Below are 16820 nucleotides of genomic sequence, written 5' to 3'. Positions count from 1 at the left end.
TAGCGCGCACAAGCCTGTGCGGCAAGCGCTGCGGACCATGCCAGAGGGGTTGCCCGTTGCGCTAGAGATGCTCTAGGAGCATGACCACGTTTCACCGGGACGACCACGCATGGATGCGAGAACGCTCAAGATCGACGCGGCGCGCGAGGCGCTGACCTACGTCTCGGACGGCATGAAGCTCGGCATCGGCACCGGGTCGACCGCCGAGGAGTTCGTCAGGCTGTTGGCCGTGCGCGTAAGCCAGGGGCTGTCGGTCGTGGGAGTGCCGACCTCCGAGCGGACCGCGAAATTGTGCCGAGAGCTCGGCGTGCCGCTTTCCACGCTCGACGATATCCCGCATCTCGACCTCACGATCGACGGTGCCGACGAGATCGACCCCGCTTTGTCCCTGATCAAGGGCGGCGGCGGCGCGCTTTTGCGCGAGAAGATCGTCGCGGCCGCATCGGATCGCATGATCGTCATCGCCGATGCATCGAAGCTCGTCGATACGCTTGGCGCGTTTCCGCTGCCCATTGAAGTCAATCGCTTCGGCCTGGGTGCGACCGAACATGCGATCAAGAATGCCGCGCGCGATCTCGGCCTCGATGGTCCTCTGACATTGAGGATGACGAATGGCGAGCCATTTGCTACGGACGGCGGTCATTTGATTTTCGATGCATCTTTTGGCCGCATTCCGGATACAAGAGCGATTTCCGACGCGCTTCACGCTATACCGGGTGTCGTCGAGCACGGACTTTTCCTCGGGCTCGCGGACGTGGCAATTGTTGCGGACGCGGGTGGTGCCAGAACGGTGCGTGCCGCTCAATGAACAGGGAGTTCTCGCCAGCATGACGCTTCTCAGCAGCCCTCGTCGTCTTGTCGCCATCGCCGGAGCCGCGCTGTTCCTGGCAGCGGCCGCGCCCGCCGGTGCGCAGGAGATCGCGGACACCCACATGGCCGCAGCCCGCAGCGCGCTGACCGCCATGAAGGCGACAGAGGAATTCGACGTGATCCTGCCGCGCGCCGCGCAGGGACTTAAGAACCAGCTCATCGCGCAGAATCCGAACCTCCAGCAGGTCATCAGCACGGTGGTCGACCAGAAGGCGATCGCGATGGCGGCCCGTCGCGGCGATCTGGAGCGCGAGGCGGCCCTGGCCTATGCGCGCGTCTTCTCAGAAGAGGAACTGAAGTCCATCGCAAGCTTCTATGCCTCGCCTGCGGGCATCAAGCTGATCGAGGGCGGTCCGATCGTGGCACGCGAGCTCTACAAGGCCGCCGAAATCTGGCAGCGCGGCATGTCGCGCGATCTTTCCGAAGAGGTAGCAAAGGAACTCTTCGCACAGGTGGGCGACGAGGTTCAGGGCACGGGCGTCGCGCCCGATGGCGGCGTTGTTCCGACGCCCGCAGCACCCGGCGTTCCCGCCGCGCCAGCCGCCCCCGCGAATTGATCCTGTTGGGATCGTTTCGATCCTGCCTGGCATAATGGATGAATCGCCCGGCCATCGCGCCGGGCTTTTCTTTTGGCCGCCGGATGCATAGATCGACACCAGAGCATCGGACCGAAAAGTGGAGTCCGGTTTTCGGATGATTCCGATGCTTATTCAAAAGATGGATCGACGTGCGTCCGAGCGGATGCCCGTCGATCTACCGCATGACGCACGGAGCCTCCCCATGAGCGAATACGACTACGATCTCTTTGTCATCGGCGGCGGCTCGGGTGGCGTGCGTGCGGGGCGGCTTGTGGCCTCCATGGGCAAGCGCGTCGCGATCGCCGAGGAATATCGCTTCGGCGGCACCTGCGTCATTCGCGGTTGCGTGCCCAAGAAGCTCTTCGTCTATGCGTCGCAGTTCCCCGAGCATTTCGAGGATGCCGCCGGCTATGGCTGGACGGTGGGCGAGACGACGTTCGACTGGAAGACACTGATCGCCAACAAGGATCGCGAGATCACGCGGCTGGAAGGCCTCTATCGAGGCGGTCTGGAGCGCGCCGGCGCGGACATCATCGAGAGCCGTGCGGTTCTGGTGGACAAGCACACGGTTCGCATCGTGGCGCAGGACCGGACCGTGACCGCAAGACACATCCTCATCGCGACGGGCGGACGGCCCAGTGAGCATCCCGCGCTGCCAGGCAGCGAGCATGCGATCAGCTCGAACGAAGCGTTTCATCTGGAGACGCTGCCGAAATCGATCGTCATTGCCGGCGGCGGTTATATCGCGGTCGAGTTCGCCAACATCTTCCACGGTCTCGGCGTCGAGACGACGCTGGTCTATCGCGGCAAGGAAATCCTCGGCCGTTTCGACATGGATATGCGCCGCGGCCTGCACGCAGCGATGGAAGCCAAGGGTATGCGCATCGTCTTGCACACGATCGCGCATGAAATCGAAAAGCAGCCCGACGGCCGCCTTGCGATCAAGCTCAGCAATGACGAGACCATCGTGACCGACCAGCTCATGCTGGCCATCGGGCGCACGCCGAACACGGAATCGCTGGGTCTCGAAGCCGCCGGGGTCGAGATGGGGCCGAAGGGCGAGATCATCGTGGACGCGTTTTCGCGAACCAATGTCGAGTCCATCTACGCGATCGGCGACGTCACCGATCGGGTTCAACTCACGCCGGTCGCCATTCACGAGGCTATGTGCTTCGTCGATACGGTCTATCGCGACAAGCCGAATTCGCCGGACCACGACGCCATTGCGACGGCCGTCTTCTCACAGCCAGAGATCGGGACGGTCGGGCTCTCGGAAGACGATGCGGCGAAGCGCTATGACGAGCTTGAAATCTACCGTGCCGAGTTCCGCCCCATGCGCCACACCCTGTCCGGGCGGCAGGAGAAGATGATCATGAAGCTGGTCGTCGATGCCGGGTCGCGACGCGTGGTCGGCGCGCACATCCTCGGTGTCGATGCCGGCGAAATGGCGCAGCTTCTCGGCATCGCGGTCAAGGCGAAGCTGACCAAGGACGATTTCGATCAGACGATGGCGGTGCATCCGACTGCGGCGGAAGAACTCGTGACCATGTATCACCCGAGCTACCGCGTGAAGAACGGCGAACGCGTCGGCTAGGATCGTTGCCGGACGGCGCCCAAAGTCATTGGCCGGTCATGCATCAGCCAGTCGGCCAGGGGCGGCCAGAGCGTTTCAGCGAAGCGGGACCTGAAGAAGCCGAGATGCCCGATGTGGTGACCTCCGGCGTTTTGCGGCGAAATCCAGCGCTGCTCGACGGTGGCGTTGGGGTGACGATCCATGAAGTGATCGACCGCGCGCGGTGTCGCCCATGCGTCGTCCGTCAGGCCGATCGCGAGGATCGGAATGCGGACAGCGTCGAAATTGGCGATCTCCGGCAAATCGGGATCATCGAAGAAATAGTTCTTCATGCGGCACCAGCGCGCCCAGTCCCGGAAGCATGAGCCGGGGATCGGGTCGCCGATGCCCAGCCATTTCGGCGTATCGCGATAGAGCATCGTCAGCGGCACGCCGATGAGGTTCATGCGCGCCCAGGCCCAGCGGTCGTCGAGCAGTCCGACATAGGCCGACATCGTCGCGACCATCGCATAGCGCTCGAAACGGGATGCCACGCCGGAAAGACCAAGCGCGTGGCCGCCATAGGACTGCCCGACGCCCACAACCGGATGGCCCGGTGCGATCGCCTCGAGAGCGGCCAGAGCCGCCGGAAAATCCTTCAGCGCCCAATCCCTGTAGTTGATGCGCTCCGTCCATCCAGCGGGCCGTGGCGATCTGCCGGTGGCGCGGTAATCGTAGGTCAGGACAGCGCGTGCGCCTGCGGCGAGGAGGGACTTCGCAAAGCCAGCATAAAGACCCTGCGGCACGGCGGTCGCCGACGAAACAAGAACCAGCGGACCTGGGCCTGCGCCCTCGAAGAGCGTGCCTCCCAGCGGAAAGCCGTCCGGGGTCTCGATCACCAGTTCTTTCATCCCGACTTCCGGACCCTGTGTCTCCGAGACGATGTCTGGTTCCGGCAGGGCATGATTGGGATTTGCAGCCATCCTTGTCGCCTCCTCACGTCGACACATCGGGAGGCTAACATTGACGTAAACGTCAAAGTCAAGAATGAAGCGGCTGGCCCCGCTCGCGGCTCCTGCGCGGGTTGGCGAGAGAGCGGGTCGCCACGCAGCCCTTTGCGGGGTAGAATAGCCGGGCGCTCTGGTGTAAGGAGCCGCGGTCCCGAACGACCGGGTCTTTGTGGCGGCGACTGCCGGCCTGCAAGCAATATTGGGTGCGAAAATGACGAAATGGTCCCCGAATTCCTGGAGAGGCAAGCCCATCCAGCAGGTTCCGGCCTATCCGGACGCCGCTGCGCTGGCCGAGACCGAAAGACAACTCGCGACCTATCCGCCGCTCGTTTTTGCAGGTGAAGCGCGCAAGCTGAAGCGCCAGTTGGCCACGGTTGCCGAGGGCCAGTCCTTCCTGCTTCAGGGCGGCGATTGTGCCGAGAGCTTTGCGGAGCATGGCGCGGACAACATCCGCGACTTCTTCCGCGTGCTGCTCCAGATGGCGGTCGTGCTGACCTTCGGCGGCGCCCAGCCGGTCGTGAAGGTCGGGCGGGTTGCCGGCCAGTTCGCCAAGCCGCGCTCGTCCGATAACGAGACCAAGGACGGCGTCACGCTGCCGAGCTACCGTGGCGACATCATCAACGGCATCGATTTCGACGAGAAGTCGCGCATTCCCGATCCTGCCCGCCAGGAAATGGCGTACCGCCAGTCGGCGGCCACGCTCAACCTGCTGCGCGCCTTCGCGCAGGGCGGCTACGCCAACCTCGAAAACGTCCACAAATGGATGCTCGGCTTCGTTGCCGACAGCCCGCAGGCCGGCCGTTACGAGGCGGTCGCGAACCGCATCACCGAGACGATCGATTTCATGCGCGCGGTCGGCATCAACGCGGAGAGCCATCCGTCGCTGCGCGAGACCGACTTCTACACCAGCCATGAAGCGCTGCTTCTGGGCTACGAGGAAGCGCTGACGCGTATCGATTCCACCTCCGGCGACTGGTACGCGACGTCGGGCCACATGATCTGGATCGGCGATCGCACGCGCCAGGCCGATCACGCCCACATCGAGTACTGCCGTGGCATCAAGAACCCGCTCGGCCTGAAGTGCGGTCCGTCGCTGACGCCGGACGGGCTGATCGAGCTGATCGACCTGCTCAACCCGGAAAACGAAGCCGGACGCCTGACGCTCATCGCGCGCTTTGGCTCGGAGAAGGTCGGCGATCATCTGCCGAAGCTCGTCCGCGCCGTCCAGAAGGAAGGCCGCAAGGTCGTGTGGTCCTGCGATCCGATGCACGGCAACACCATCACGGCTGCCGGCTACAAGACGCGGCCGTTCGACCGCATCCTCAAGGAGGTCCAGTCCTTCTTCGAGGTGCACCACGCCGAAGGCACGCATCCGGGTGGCATCCACATCGAGATGACGGGCAAGAACGTCACCGAGTGCACGGGCGGCGCGCGCGCCATTCGCGACGAGGAGTTGCAGGACCGCTACCACACGCATTGCGATCCGCGCCTCAACGCGGATCAGGCGGTGGAACTGGCGTTCCTCGTCTCCGACCTTCTCAAGAAGGTCAAGGCGGACATGCCGCAGAAAAAGGTCGTCAACGGCTAGTTGGCGTTACCCGAGGCGGTCTCCGGCGTGAAGACCGAGATCGCCTTGGGATGAACCTTGAAATGCGCAGGCGTCGAGGTCACGATCTCGCCGTCCGCGTTGACCGGCATCGGGCGATTGGTCTCGATGTCGAACTCCACGCATTTGGCCGTGCGGACCTCTTGCCATGCGCCATGCTTGCCGGACCTGAACGAGCGCAGCATGAGCGCCAGCTTCCAGACATTGTCCATCTCCAGGCTGTAGAGATCGAGATGGCCGTCGTCGATCTCGGCATCTTCCTGCACGACGTTTCCGCCGCCATAGTGCCGGCCGTTGCCGACCGCGATCTGGTACGTCGCGACGCGTGTCGCGCTTTCCTTTTCCTTGATCTCGGCGGTGAATCTGTTGGCTCGCGACAGCACCTTCAACGCGGCGAGGGCGTAGCCAAGCCGCCCGAAACGCCGCTTCAGGACCGGGTCGAGACCCTGAGCCAATTCGGTGCTGAGGCCGATGCTTGCGACGTTGAAGAAGGCATGGCCATTGACGGTGCCGATGTCGATCTTGCGCGATTTGCCGGCCGCGATCACGTCCGCCGCCTTCAGGAGGTCCATCGGGATTTCGAGCGTACGAGCGAGGTCGTTTGCCGTGCCCATCGGCATGATGCCCAGCGGCAGACCGCTCTCCATGGCTGCGACTGCTGCCGAAGACACCGAACCGTCGCCGCCGCACACGATCACGAGGTCGGCGGTGTCGCGCAGCCTGACGATGTCGCGCGCGATCTCGGGCAGCGCCTCGAATGGCTCCGTCGTCACGTCGAGACCACCGCCGCGCAGCCGAGCGATGATGGGCTCCATGGCTTCCTTGCCGCGTCGCGCCTTGGAATTGACGAGCAGGAGTGCGCGTCGCGTCGGATTTTCGGTCATGGGATGTCCGGTCGATCCATGGATGGTGCGCCGCACATAAGGAGCGCAGTGGGGAGTTTCGACCGGAAAACGTACCAGCGTCGAATTCAGTCCATTAAATCTTCGTAATGTAGCAATGTCCGTGTCGCTTTTGACGGATCGGGTGACCGGCGGGTTTGCGACGCTTCGGGAATTCGAGAACGGAGGCGAAGGGAGATCGACATGAGTGACGAGCATCGAGGCGGCTGTCTTTGCGGAGCGATCCGCTTCCGCACGAAGGGCGCGCTGCGCGGCGTCTTGTTCTGCCACTGCTCGCAGTGCCGACGGCAGACCGGCCATTTTTATGCAGCGACGGATTGTGCGGTCGACGATGTCCAGATCGAGGGAACAGAGCACCTGACCTGGTATCGCGCCTCCGACATGGCCAGGCGGGGGTTTTGCGCGACATGCGGGTCCGCTCTCTTTTGGCACAGCGACGGCTCGGAGAGGATTTCCATACTCGCGGGCAGTTTCGATCAGCCGTCGGGCCTGAAGGGATCCGAGCACATCTTTGTCGCGGACAAAGGCGACTATTACGAGATCGAGGACGGCCTGCCGCAGCGATAATGGCGGCGGGCTCGTCTGTGCACGACTTTTGCAAGGTCGTTCAATATTGATGAACGAAGAGTCGCGGCGGTGCCATCTGCCACAGGTGAGCCGAGAGGCCTATATCGGCATCAAGGAGAAAACTCATGGCACAGATGCCCAGCCTTTTCATTTCCCATGGCGGCCCCAACATCGTTCTCGATGAGAGCGAGGCGCGCAGCTATCTCGAAACACTCAGCCAGCACCTGCCGCGCCCGAAGGCGATCGTCATCGTCTCCGCGCATTTCGAGACCGACGGCGTCTCCGTGGTCACCGACCCAGCCCCTAGCATGATCTACGATTTCGGCGGCTTCGCCCCCGAGCTCTACGAGATGGTCTATCCCGCGCCCGGCGCGCCCGAAATCGCGGCAGAGGTCTTTGCGCTGCTGTCTGAAGCCGACCTGAAGCCGGCTAAGATCGAGAAGCGCGGCTACGATCACGGCACGTGGACACCTTTGAAACTGGCGTTTCCACAAGCCGACATTCCGGTGGTGCAGGTCTCGGTCGATCCATCCCGAGACGCCGCATGGCACTATGCCATCGGCCGCGCGCTCGCGCCGCTGCGTGACGAGGGCGTGCTTCTGATCGGGTCGGGCCACATCACGCACAATCTGCGCGCGCTGTTTCCGGTTATGCGCGGCGGCAAACAGGCCGATCCGGCGCTGGTGGAGCAGGTCAACGCCTTCACCGGCTGGTTTGCGGAAAAGCTTCAGGCCGACGATCGCGAGGCGATCCTGGATTGGAAGGCGCGTGCGCCGTTCCCGGCCGAAAACCACCCGACCGACGAACATCTGATGCCGATCTTCTTCGCCTACGGGGCCGGCGGCGAGCATCCGAGGGTCGAGCGGGCGCATGCGTCGAAGCAACTCGGCTTCTTCGACTACGATTCCTACATGTTTCACTAATCCGGATTTCGTAAGAGAGGCCTGTTCTGGAAACCGAACCGTCGCTATGACGGTTCGGTTCATGATCCACGCAGGCACCCGATGCAGAGACTGATCAACGCCGCCAAGAACTCCACCCGCGCATGGAATTTCCTCATCCGCAACGAGGAAGCCTTCCGGCTCGAGGCGATCCTGCTGGCGGTGGCGCTTCCCGTCGCATGGTTCATCTCGCCGTCATGGCGCGGCTACGGCCTGCTGATCGCGTCGATCCTCGTCCTGATGATCGTCGAGGTGCTGAACACCGGCATCGAGGCCGCCTGCGATGCGTTTTCGCGCGAGTTCAACACCGATATCAGGCTTGCCAAGGATTGCGGTTCGCTGGCCGTTGCGCTCGCCGGGTTGCTTGCCGCCGGCATCTGGGGGCTTGCCGTCTGGGAATGGGCGTGCGGCGGACCTATCTGAGGGCGGCGCAACCGAAAGATCGAACCCATGAGCGACCTTCCCGACGACCTGCTGCTCGAAGCGCGGGGCGGACTGCCCGATGATCTGCGCTATCTCGTGGAGACATATCCGCGCGACGACTGGCAGCAGCACCACAACGTCCATGGCATGGCGTCGTTCTGGCTGCAGCGGCACGACATGTTTCGCGACCTCGGCGGCATTCTGACCGGCGCCATCTCCGATTATCGCGAGGGCCGGTCGGACGCCCGGCAGTTCGCATCGTTCTTCGCGCCGCGCCTCAATCACTTCCTCGGCAATCTCGACGGCCATCACAATGTCGAGGACCAGCACTATTTTCCGGTCTTCGCCCGCGTGGAACCGCGATTGAAACGCGGCTTCGATATCCTCGATTCCGATCATCATCTGATCCACGACGCGCTGGAACGCAATGCGCAGACGGCGAACGATTTTTTGCGCGCGATGCAGGAGAGCGAGGATCGCCAGCGCTTTGCGGCCGACGCCTATGCCGGTGAGAACGAGCGGCTCGTCGCGATGCTCAAGCGGCATCTGGATGACGAGGAGGATCTGATCATCCCGCTGATCCTCGATCGGGGCGATCGCGAGTTGGGTGGCTAGCCGGCAGCCGGCGGCTGCGTTTTGCCAGCCGACAGCAACGATGCCTCCAGGCGATCAAGCCGGCTAAGAAGCGACGTCACGTCCGCATGCATGGCCACGATCTCGCGATGGCGCAGCATGTCCATTTTCTCGTGCAGGGCCATGATCTCGATCTCGGCCTTGAGATTGACCTCGTAATCATGCGCCGCATCCAGCCTGTCCCGCGCCGCCTGCCGGTTCTGCGACATCATGATGACCGGCGCCTGAAGCGCGGCAAGCATCGACAGGAGCAGATTGAGGAAGATGAACGGGTAGGGGTCGAAGCTGTCTCGGCCCAGCAGCCACACGTTCGACAACGTCCAAACCGCCAGAAAGGCGAGAAAGCCGACGATGAAGGCCCACGAGCCTCCAACGCGCGCGATTGCATCCGCCAGGCGATTGCCGAAAGTCGCCGAACCGGAATAGGTCTCGCCCACATCGCGTGCCAACGTCTGCCGATCGATCGCACTTTTCAGGACCTTGCTTTCGGCTTCGCTGAGGCTCCTGTCGGCGAACCAGCGGGAGGCGAGGTCTTCGTAAGTCTTTGCCATGGCTGAAAACTCCGGCTTGGCTGCAATCGGATGCTGCATCATGATGGCAGGAGAGGTGGAGATAGGCCATGCATTCGTTCAGTTCGATTCGCGCGCAGGCCGCCCGCCGCAAGGGCGGCGACGACGTGCTCATGACCTTGCTTGGTCCGACGCCCGACAATGCTGCTCTGGCGACCATGCCCGACGACCGGGTCCTGTCGACCATGGCGAACCGCATCTTCGCCGCCGGCTTCGTGTGGAGCGTCATCGAGCGGAAATGGCCGGATTTTGAGGAAGCCTTTCTCGGGTTCGAGCCGAAGCGTCTCCTGTTTCAGCCAGACGATTTCTGGCACGACCTCGCATCCGACACACGCATCGTCCGCCATCCGCAGAAAATCCGCGCGGTTCTCGAAAACGCGCGCTTCGTGCAGTCGGTGTCGGGAGAACATGGCGGCTTCGGCCGGTTTCTCGCGCAATGGCCGGCCGACGATCAGGTCGGCCTTCTCGCCTATCTGGGCAAGCATGGCGCGCGCCTCGGCGGGAACACGGGCCAGTATCTCCTGCGCTGGCTGGGGTGGGACACGTTTATCGTCTCGACCGATATGATAGCGGCGTTGCGGGATGCCGGAATGGACATCGGCGACACCGCGACGTCGAAGCGCGATCTCGCCAAGGTGCAGGCGCAGCTCAATGCCTGGCATGACGAGACCAACCTGCCGCGCGCCCACATTTCTCGTATCCTCGCCATGTCCGCCGGCATCAACAACACGCCGGACGAAATCCGTTCCTATCTCGACGAGTAGGGCGTCCGACGCTCTGGCCCTGCATCGAGCGCGTTGCTTGCCATTGCCGCCGCCCGGCGTGCACGTTACACGGAAACCCATGACACAAGACGCTCCCTCCACGCTTCGCATTGCCGTTGCCCAACTCAATCCGATCGTCGGCGATGTGGCCGGCAACCTCGCGAAGGCGCGCGAGGCGAGGGCGGAGGCGGCCCGGCATGGCGCCGATCTCGTCCTCTTTACCGAGCTCTTTGTCGCTGGCTATCCGCCCGAGGACCTCGTTCTGAAACCTGCCTTCGTGGAGGCCTGCGAGGCTGCGGTAGGCGAGTTCGCCGCCGAGACGGCAGATGGCGGGCCGGGCGTCATCATCGGCACACCGTTGCGCCGCAAGAGCGGCCTGCACAATTCGATCGTCGTGATGGACGGCGGCAAGATCATCGCGGAGCGTTTCAAGCTGGACCTGCCGAACTATGGCGAGTTCGACGAGAAACGCGTGTTCCAGGCCGCGCCGGAGATGCCCGGTCCGATCAACTTTCGCGGTGTGCGGCTTGGCATACCCATTTGCGAGGACATCTGGGGCGAGCTGGGCGTCTGCGAGACGCTGGCGGAAAGCGGTGCCGAACTTCTGCTCGTCCCGAACGGCTCGCCCTACTATCGCGGCAAGGTCGACATCCGGCACCAGATCGTCATCAAGCAGGTGATCGAAAGCGGTCTGCCGATGCTCTATGCCAACCAGATGGGCGGGCAGGACGAACTGATCTTCGACGGCGCGTCCTTCGCGATCAATGCGGACAAGTCGCTCGCCTTCCAGATGAGCCAGTTCGAGGCGACCTGCGTCGTCACGACGTGGAAGCGAACCGACACCGGCTGGGCCTGTACCGATGGGCCGATGTCGAAAATTCCGGAGAAGGAAGAGGCCGACTACCGCGCCTGCATGCTGGGCCTGCGCGACTATGTCGACAAGAACGGCTTCAAGAACGTCGTTCTCGGCCTTTCGGGCGGCATCGATTCCGCCATCTGCGCGGCACTCGCGGTCGACGCGCTGGGCGAGGAGCGCGTGCGCTGCGTGATGATGCCTTATCGCTACACGTCGAAGGACTCGCTGAAGGACGCCGAGGATTGCGCGCGCGCGCTGGGCACCCGCTACGACATCGTGCCGATCTTCGAGCCGGTGGACGGGTTCTCGAATGCGCTGTCGCAATTGTTCGAGGGCACCAAGGAAGGCATCACCGAGGAAAACCTGCAAAGCCGCGCGCGCGGCACGATCCTGATGGCGATCTCCAACAAGTTCGGCTCGATGGTGGTGACGACCGGCAACAAGTCGGAAATGTCCGTCGGCTACGCGACGCTCTATGGCGACATGAATGGCGGCTTCAATCCCATCAAGGACCTGTACAAAATGCAGGTCTACGCGATTTCCGCGTGGCGGAACGATAACGTGCCTCCAGGCGCGCTTGGCCCCTCGGGCGAGGTGATCCCGAAGAACATCATCGACAAGGCTCCGTCCGCCGAACTGCGCCCCGACCAGACCGACCAGGATTCACTGCCGCCCTATCCGGTTCTGGACGACATTCTCGAATGTCTCGTCGAAGGCGAGATGGGTGTCGACGAGATCGTCGCGCGCGGGCACGACCGCGACACGGTGCATCGCATCGAGCATCTGCTCTACATCGCCGAATACAAGCGCAGGCAGGCCGCACCGGGGGTGAAGATCACCAGGAAGAATTTCGGCCGCGACCGGCGCTACCCGATCACCAATCGCTATCGCGATCGGGGCTGACAGAAGGAGGGGGCCTGTTCATCCGTCCTTGCAGACGGAGTATCGCGAAAGCCTGCAACGCGAGGCGGACGAGGCGATCTATGCGCGCAGGGCGCACGCCGTGGAAAAGGAGCGGCAGATCAAGCAGAGCGAGCTTGCCGCCGAGATCGAGCTTGCAGAGCGCCGCAAGGAACTCGTCGATACGGAGGCGCACAACAAGCTCAAGCTCGCCGAGGCCAGCGTCAAATCGCAGGAAATGGAGCTGGCGATCTACGAAGCCGTGCCACCCACCACTGTCGCCGCCCTGGCGCTCAAGGCGCATCGGTCGTCGTTGCGGCGTCGGGCGTCGCATCATCACTACCGTCGCCGTTCGACCGCTCGGCCGAACGGCTGGTCTTTTCGGTGCGCGAGCCCTTTCCCAGCAACGTTACTGGCACCACGCTCGCCTATGGGGCGATCGGCCGGGACAACCCGCTCATCGTGTCGTCGCGCATGAGCCAGGGTGGCGTGGTGTTCAGCGACGGCATCGAGTTCGATTTTCTCGAGTTCAACTCCGGCAGCGACGTCACAGTCGGCATCGCGTCGCAGAAGGCGCATCTGGTGGTGCGGGGTTAGGCAGGTTTCTCGACAAGATCGCGGCGATCGTAGACGTGGTCCACCAGGCCCCAATCCCTGGCTTCCTGCGCCGTGAAGAAGAAATCGCGGTCGAGCGTGCGCTCGACGTCTTCTTCCGTGCGGCCGCAATGCTGCGCATAGAGCCGTATCATGCGGCGCTTGAGCTTGATGATGTCCTCGGCGTGGCGCTCGATGTCGGACGCCTGACCCCGGAACCCGCCCGAGGGCTGGTGCAGCAAGACGCTTGCATTGGGCAGCGCGACGCGCTTGCCCGGTTCGCCAGCCGCCAGAAGGAACGAGGCCATCGACCCCGCCGTGCCCATGCATAGCGTTGAAACAGGGCTCGTGATGAACTGCATCGTGTCGTAGATCGCGAAGCCGCTCGTTACCACGCCGCCCGGCGAGTTGATGTAGAAGGAGATTTCCTTCTTCGGGTTCTCCGACTCAAGAAACAGAAGCTGCGCGCAGATCAGCGACGCGGAGCCGTCGTTCACCTCGCCGTTGAGGAAGACGATGCGCTCGCGCAACAGCCGCGAAAAAATGTCGAAGGAGCGTTCGCCGCGCGGCGATTGTTCCACGACCATGGGGACGAGATTCATCGTGTCGCGCATGCGCGATCCTCCTTCGTTGACTGTTTGATTCAGATCAGGCCGCGCGTACCATCGCGTGCGGCCGGTTGGTGTTTGCGGCGCAGAGCGGTTCCCGCGCGGCGATCGAATGCGTGAGCCGGAACCGCGTTCGCCCATCGGGCGTCGGCGTCAGGTCGATTGTGACGACCGTTTCCGGTTCGCTGGACGCCCGGTCGGTCCAGGCATAGCGCACGCGGGTACACGGCTCGGCATCGAGCAGCGTGTAGGACCGCCCGTCATGACGCTCCCTGTCGTCCGTGATCCACTGCTCCGCGAGTTCGGGAACCGTCACGGCGCGCCAGACCTTGTCCGGCGCAGCGTCGAGTTCGCAATCGACCACGATTGTTTCGTCGGCCAGATCGGTCATTGATCCATCTCCTTCAGGAGGGTCTTGAGGCGCTCGACGCGTTGCGGCCACAAGACGCGGTAGCGCGTCAGCCAGTCGAAGAGCGGCTCGAGCCCGCCCGGATTGACGCTGTAGTTCGTGTGCCGGCCTGCGCGCGCCTCGTTGATGAGACCGGCGCTCCGCAACACCGCGATGTGCTGCGACACCGCCGGTTGCGAGATCGCAAGGCCGTCGCGCAACTCGGTGGCGTTTTTCTCGCCGGCGAGAAGCCGCTCGAAGACGGCCCGTCTGGTCGGGTCGGCGAGGGCACGGAAGACATCGGATTCGCTCATGCCGCTGAGATAAGCATAGACTTATATCAATGGCAAGCGCCTGCCATCCTGTGCGTCGGCGGGTTGCCGAAAAAGCACAGCTTGCGACGCCCGTCTTGGCTGGCGCCGTAAATCGTTGGTCCAGCGCTTGGCGTTCTCAACTTTGCCGATTATAAGCGACCTCCTTGTCTTGACCTTGAGGGAGATTTGAATGCCTGCATTCTATTCCGCATTTCAAGGCAGCGCCGTCATCGCCGGACGCAGCGCCTAGGTCTTCAGCGACCGACGCAGCCATCGGCACCCGAGGCGACTGCCACCCGGCCCGCACGCGTTAGCGCGTTCCCGGCCGCAACAGTCGGCTCCGCCTGACGGAAGCGGTTTTCCGCCTCGGCGCCGATTTCCTTACGAATGATTTATTGGGACCGGACGGCATTTCCGCCTCCGGCGTGCGATATGACTTCTTTACGTCCAAAACGGCGCGGCAACGCGTTCCGTACCGTCTTTTCCTTCACCGGTGATCACTGGCGCCGCCAGCCCGTTCGCCTGTCGGTCATCATCGCGGCGGTGCTTGCATCGACCGCGGCTGATGTCCTGACGCCGCTTTATTCGGGCCGGCTGGTCGATGCAGTTGCGCGCGGTGCTTCCAGCGACGAACTGGCGTGGGATGCGGCGATCGCCGCGTTTTCCATGCTGATCGCGCTGTCGACCGGCGCGATCGTGCTCCGGCACATCGCGTTCATGGGCATCATCGACCTGACGATGAAGATGATGGCGGACATCGCGTCCGACGCGTTTTCGCGCGTCCAGCGGTTCTCGACCGACTGGCATGCGAACAGCTTCGCCGGCTCGACGGTGCGCAAGGTGACGCGCGGCATGTGGGCGCTCGACCTGCTCAACGACACGATTCTGGTCGCGCTTCTGCCGTCCGCGGTGATGCTGCTCGGCTCGACATTGCTGCTCGGCTGGTACTGGCCGATGATGGGCGTGATCGTCGGAGTGGGTTCGCTCATCTACATCGCGATCACGGTCTCGCTGTCGCTCTGGTACGTCGCGCCTGCGGCGAGCCTCGCCAACGCCTGGGACACCAAGCTCGGTGGATCGCTGGCCGATGCGGTCTCGTGCAACTCGGTCGTGAAGGCGTTCGGCGCGGAGACGCGCGAGGAGGGGCGCCTGGCGCGGGTCGTCGCCAAGTGGCGCAGCCGTACGCGGCGGACATGGGTTCGCGGCACGATCAACGGCACGGCGCAGGGCGTGACCATGCTCGTGCTGCGCATCGCCGTCATCGGCTTCGCCATCACCCTGTGGAGCCAGGGCAGGGCGGGCGCCGGCGATATCGCGTTCGTGCTGACCTCGTTTTTCGTGCTGCAGGGTTACCTGCGTGATGTGGGCATGCATGTCCGCAACGTGCAGCGCTCGGTCAACGACATGGAGGAAATGGTCGATCTGCACGCCCAGCCGCTCGGCGTGGTGGATGCGCCCAATGCGCCCGCGATCGTGGTCGAGGAGGGGCGCATCGTGTTCGACGACGTGACGTTCCACTATGGCGGGCACGCCAAGCCGCTCTACCGCGATTTCTCGCTGGCGATCGAGGCGGGCGAACGCGTCGGTCTCGTCGGGCATTCCGGGTCGGGCAAGACGACGTTCGTCAAGCTCATCCAGCGCCTCTACGACGTGAGCGGCGGCGGCATCTACATCGACGGGCAGAACATCGCCGATGTGGCGCAATCCTCGCTGCGGTCGCAGATCGCCATCGTGCAGCAGGAGCCGATCCTGTTTCACCGGTCGCTGGCGGAGAACATCGCCTATGCGCGGCCCGGTGCCACGCAGGCGGAGATCGAGCGGGCGGCGAAGCTTGCAAGCGCGCATGAGTTCATCATGTCGCTGCCCAAGGGCTACGCCACGCTGGTCGGCGAACGCGGCGTCAAGCTGTCGGGCGGCGAGCGCCAGCGCGTGGCGATCGCGCGTGCGTTCCTGGCGGACGCGCCGATCCTGATCCTCGACGAGGCGACATCCAGCCTGGATTCGGAATCGGAAGTGCTCATCCAGCATGCGATGGAACGGCTGATGGTGGGACGCACGACACTCGTGATCGCGCACCGGCTGTCGACTGTCCGCTCGCTCGATCGGTTGCTCGTCTTCGACAAGGGCCGCGTCGTGGAGGAGGGCGACCACGCAGCGCTGATCCGGCTGGAAGGCGGCATCTACCGCCGCCTGTTCGAACGCCAGGCGCTGGAGCTCACCAAGGGGTTCATCTAACCCAAACCCTTCCGCCTTCTTCGCTCGCCGGAGAAGGCGGGGGAGGTGGCGAGCCGAATGCCCCGTGCCAGATCAGATGATGCACCACCGCGAATGGGGCCTGGACACCAATGCGAAGTCGGTAGTTTTGTCGCCCAGACAGCCGGCAGCGTCGTATCAGAACTCGAGATGGCCTACCCACCCCACTTCGTCATCCTCGGGCGGAGCGTCGAGCGCAGCTCGATGCGCAGACCCGGGGATCCATGCCTCGCCGGTCCCGCCGCAGGATGGTCCAGAACTTGGCACTCACCGCACATCATAAATTGACGGACCATCGGGACCACCCCGCCCGCCACCAACTGCCGAGGCATGGATTCCCGGGTCTCCCTCCGCTTCGCTCCAGTCGCCCGAGAATGACGAAGTGGGGGTGGAGATCGCTAAGGTGGGGTGGTTTCGACTGAGTCAGATTCGGAGGCGGTGACGGTTATCGGTGAGCCTACCCCATCCACTTCGTCATCCTCGGGCGGAGCA

At 63.6% G+C, this 16820-nt stretch carries 19 protein-coding genes; 13 read left to right on the top strand and 6 right to left on the bottom strand.

The window, feature by feature from the left end:
* Positions 1-109: 109 nt before the first annotated feature.
* From rpiA to gor, 3 genes are all read left to right on the top strand, one after another.
* Positions 110-808, top strand: a complete 699-nt coding sequence (gene rpiA / locus AAFN55_RS14565) for a ribose-5-phosphate isomerase RpiA (protein WP_347799553.1) — start codon at positions 110-112, stop codon at positions 806-808.
* A gap of 19 nt (positions 809-827) precedes the next feature.
* On the top strand, positions 828-1427 hold the full coding sequence (locus tag AAFN55_RS14560; RefSeq protein ID WP_347799552.1) for a DUF2059 domain-containing protein: 600 nt from the start codon (positions 828-830) through the stop codon (positions 1425-1427).
* Between the two features lie 223 nt (positions 1428-1650).
* Positions 1651-3042 (top strand): glutathione-disulfide reductase, encoded by a 1392-nt coding sequence (gor, locus tag AAFN55_RS14555; RefSeq protein WP_347799551.1) that lies wholly within the window; start codon positions 1651-1653, stop codon positions 3040-3042.
* Here the strand turns inward: gor and AAFN55_RS14550 are convergent.
* Positions 3039-3911: an alpha/beta fold hydrolase gene (locus AAFN55_RS14550; protein ID WP_347800268.1), complete on the bottom strand. Its 873-nt coding sequence runs from the start codon at positions 3909-3911 to the stop codon at positions 3039-3041. The two genes, gor and AAFN55_RS14550, sit on opposite strands and share 4 nt — an antisense overlap.
* 310 nt (positions 3912-4221) lie before the next feature.
* Here AAFN55_RS14550 and AAFN55_RS14545 point away from each other — a divergent pair, with 310 nt between their 5' ends.
* Positions 4222-5598, top strand: a complete 1377-nt coding sequence (locus AAFN55_RS14545; protein WP_347799550.1) for a 3-deoxy-7-phosphoheptulonate synthase class II — start codon at positions 4222-4224, stop codon at positions 5596-5598.
* Here the strand turns inward: AAFN55_RS14545 and AAFN55_RS14540 are convergent.
* Positions 5595-6500, bottom strand: a complete 906-nt coding sequence (locus AAFN55_RS14540) for a lipid kinase (protein WP_347799549.1) — start codon at positions 6498-6500, stop codon at positions 5595-5597. The two genes, AAFN55_RS14545 and AAFN55_RS14540, sit on opposite strands and share 4 nt — an antisense overlap.
* Before the next feature lie 201 nt (positions 6501-6701).
* Between AAFN55_RS14540 and AAFN55_RS14535 the strand changes: the two genes are divergently transcribed.
* The 4 genes from AAFN55_RS14535 (at position 6702) to AAFN55_RS14520 (ending at position 9064) form a co-directional block, all read left to right on the top strand.
* Entirely contained in the window at positions 6702-7085 is a 384-nt protein-coding gene (locus AAFN55_RS14535) for a GFA family protein (RefSeq protein ID WP_347799548.1), read from the top strand.
* 125 nt (positions 7086-7210) lie between these two features.
* Positions 7211-8008 carry a class III extradiol ring-cleavage dioxygenase gene (locus AAFN55_RS14530; protein WP_347799547.1) on the top strand — a complete coding sequence of 266 codons (798 nt, stop codon included), beginning with the start codon at positions 7211-7213 and terminating at the stop codon, positions 8006-8008.
* Between the two features lie 81 nt (positions 8009-8089).
* Positions 8090-8449: a diacylglycerol kinase gene (locus AAFN55_RS14525; RefSeq protein ID WP_347799546.1), complete on the top strand. Its 360-nt coding sequence runs from the start codon at positions 8090-8092 to the stop codon at positions 8447-8449.
* A gap of 27 nt (positions 8450-8476) precedes the next feature.
* Complete coding sequence (locus tag AAFN55_RS14520) at positions 8477-9064, top strand: hemerythrin domain-containing protein (protein ID WP_347799545.1); 588 nt, start codon at positions 8477-8479, stop codon at positions 9062-9064.
* Here AAFN55_RS14520 and AAFN55_RS14515 read toward each other — a convergent pair.
* The gene (locus tag AAFN55_RS14515; RefSeq protein ID WP_347799544.1) at positions 9061-9633 is read right to left on the bottom strand and encodes a DUF1003 domain-containing protein; all 573 of its coding nucleotides are present in this window, start codon (positions 9631-9633) and stop codon (positions 9061-9063) included. The genes AAFN55_RS14520 and AAFN55_RS14515 overlap by 4 nt on opposite strands.
* Before the next feature lie 68 nt (positions 9634-9701).
* Between AAFN55_RS14515 and AAFN55_RS14510 the strand changes: the two genes are divergently transcribed.
* From AAFN55_RS14510 to AAFN55_RS14495, 4 genes are all read left to right on the top strand, one after another.
* Positions 9702-10415, top strand: coding sequence for a DNA-3-methyladenine glycosylase I (locus tag AAFN55_RS14510; protein ID WP_347799543.1), 714 nt, complete (start codon positions 9702-9704; stop codon positions 10413-10415).
* 79 nt (positions 10416-10494) lie between these two features.
* A complete protein-coding gene (locus tag AAFN55_RS14505) occupies positions 10495-12174 on the top strand; it encodes an NAD+ synthase (protein WP_347799542.1) in 1680 nt (559 codons plus the stop codon).
* A 28-nt stretch (positions 12175-12202) separates the two neighbouring features.
* On the top strand, positions 12203-12649 hold the full coding sequence (locus AAFN55_RS14500; RefSeq protein ID WP_347799541.1) for a hypothetical protein: 447 nt from the start codon (positions 12203-12205) through the stop codon (positions 12647-12649).
* Positions 12646-12768 carry a hypothetical protein gene (locus AAFN55_RS14495; RefSeq protein WP_347799540.1) on the top strand — a complete coding sequence of 41 codons (123 nt, stop codon included), beginning with the start codon at positions 12646-12648 and terminating at the stop codon, positions 12766-12768. Before AAFN55_RS14500 ends, AAFN55_RS14495 begins: the two co-directional genes overlap by 4 nt.
* Here AAFN55_RS14495 and AAFN55_RS14490 read toward each other — a convergent pair.
* From AAFN55_RS14490 to AAFN55_RS14480, 3 genes are read right to left on the bottom strand one after another with little or no spacing between them, the layout of a single operon-like run.
* The gene (locus AAFN55_RS14490; RefSeq protein WP_347799539.1) at positions 12765-13379 is read right to left on the bottom strand and encodes an ATP-dependent Clp protease proteolytic subunit; all 615 of its coding nucleotides are present in this window, start codon (positions 13377-13379) and stop codon (positions 12765-12767) included. The genes AAFN55_RS14495 and AAFN55_RS14490 overlap by 4 nt on opposite strands.
* Positions 13380-13413: 34 nt before the next feature.
* Positions 13414-13764: an SRPBCC domain-containing protein gene (locus AAFN55_RS14485; protein ID WP_347799538.1), complete on the bottom strand. Its 351-nt coding sequence runs from the start codon at positions 13762-13764 to the stop codon at positions 13414-13416.
* Positions 13761-14075, bottom strand: a complete 315-nt coding sequence (locus AAFN55_RS14480; RefSeq protein WP_347799537.1) for a metalloregulator ArsR/SmtB family transcription factor — start codon at positions 14073-14075, stop codon at positions 13761-13763. Before AAFN55_RS14480 ends, AAFN55_RS14485 begins: the two co-directional genes overlap by 4 nt.
* 432 nt (positions 14076-14507) lie before the next feature.
* Between AAFN55_RS14480 and AAFN55_RS14475 the strand changes: the two genes are divergently transcribed.
* Entirely contained in the window at positions 14508-16310 is a 1803-nt protein-coding gene (locus AAFN55_RS14475) for an ABC transporter ATP-binding protein (protein ID WP_347799536.1), read from the top strand.
* The last annotated feature ends 510 nt before the right edge of the window (positions 16311-16820 follow it).

Origin of the sequence: Mesorhizobium sp. CAU 1732 (assembly GCF_039888675.1) — a bacterium.
GTDB lineage: Bacteria > Pseudomonadota > Alphaproteobacteria > Rhizobiales > Rhizobiaceae > Aerobium.
Note: the sequence above shows the minus strand (reverse complement) of the source record. Positions and strands in the feature narration are given on the sequence as shown.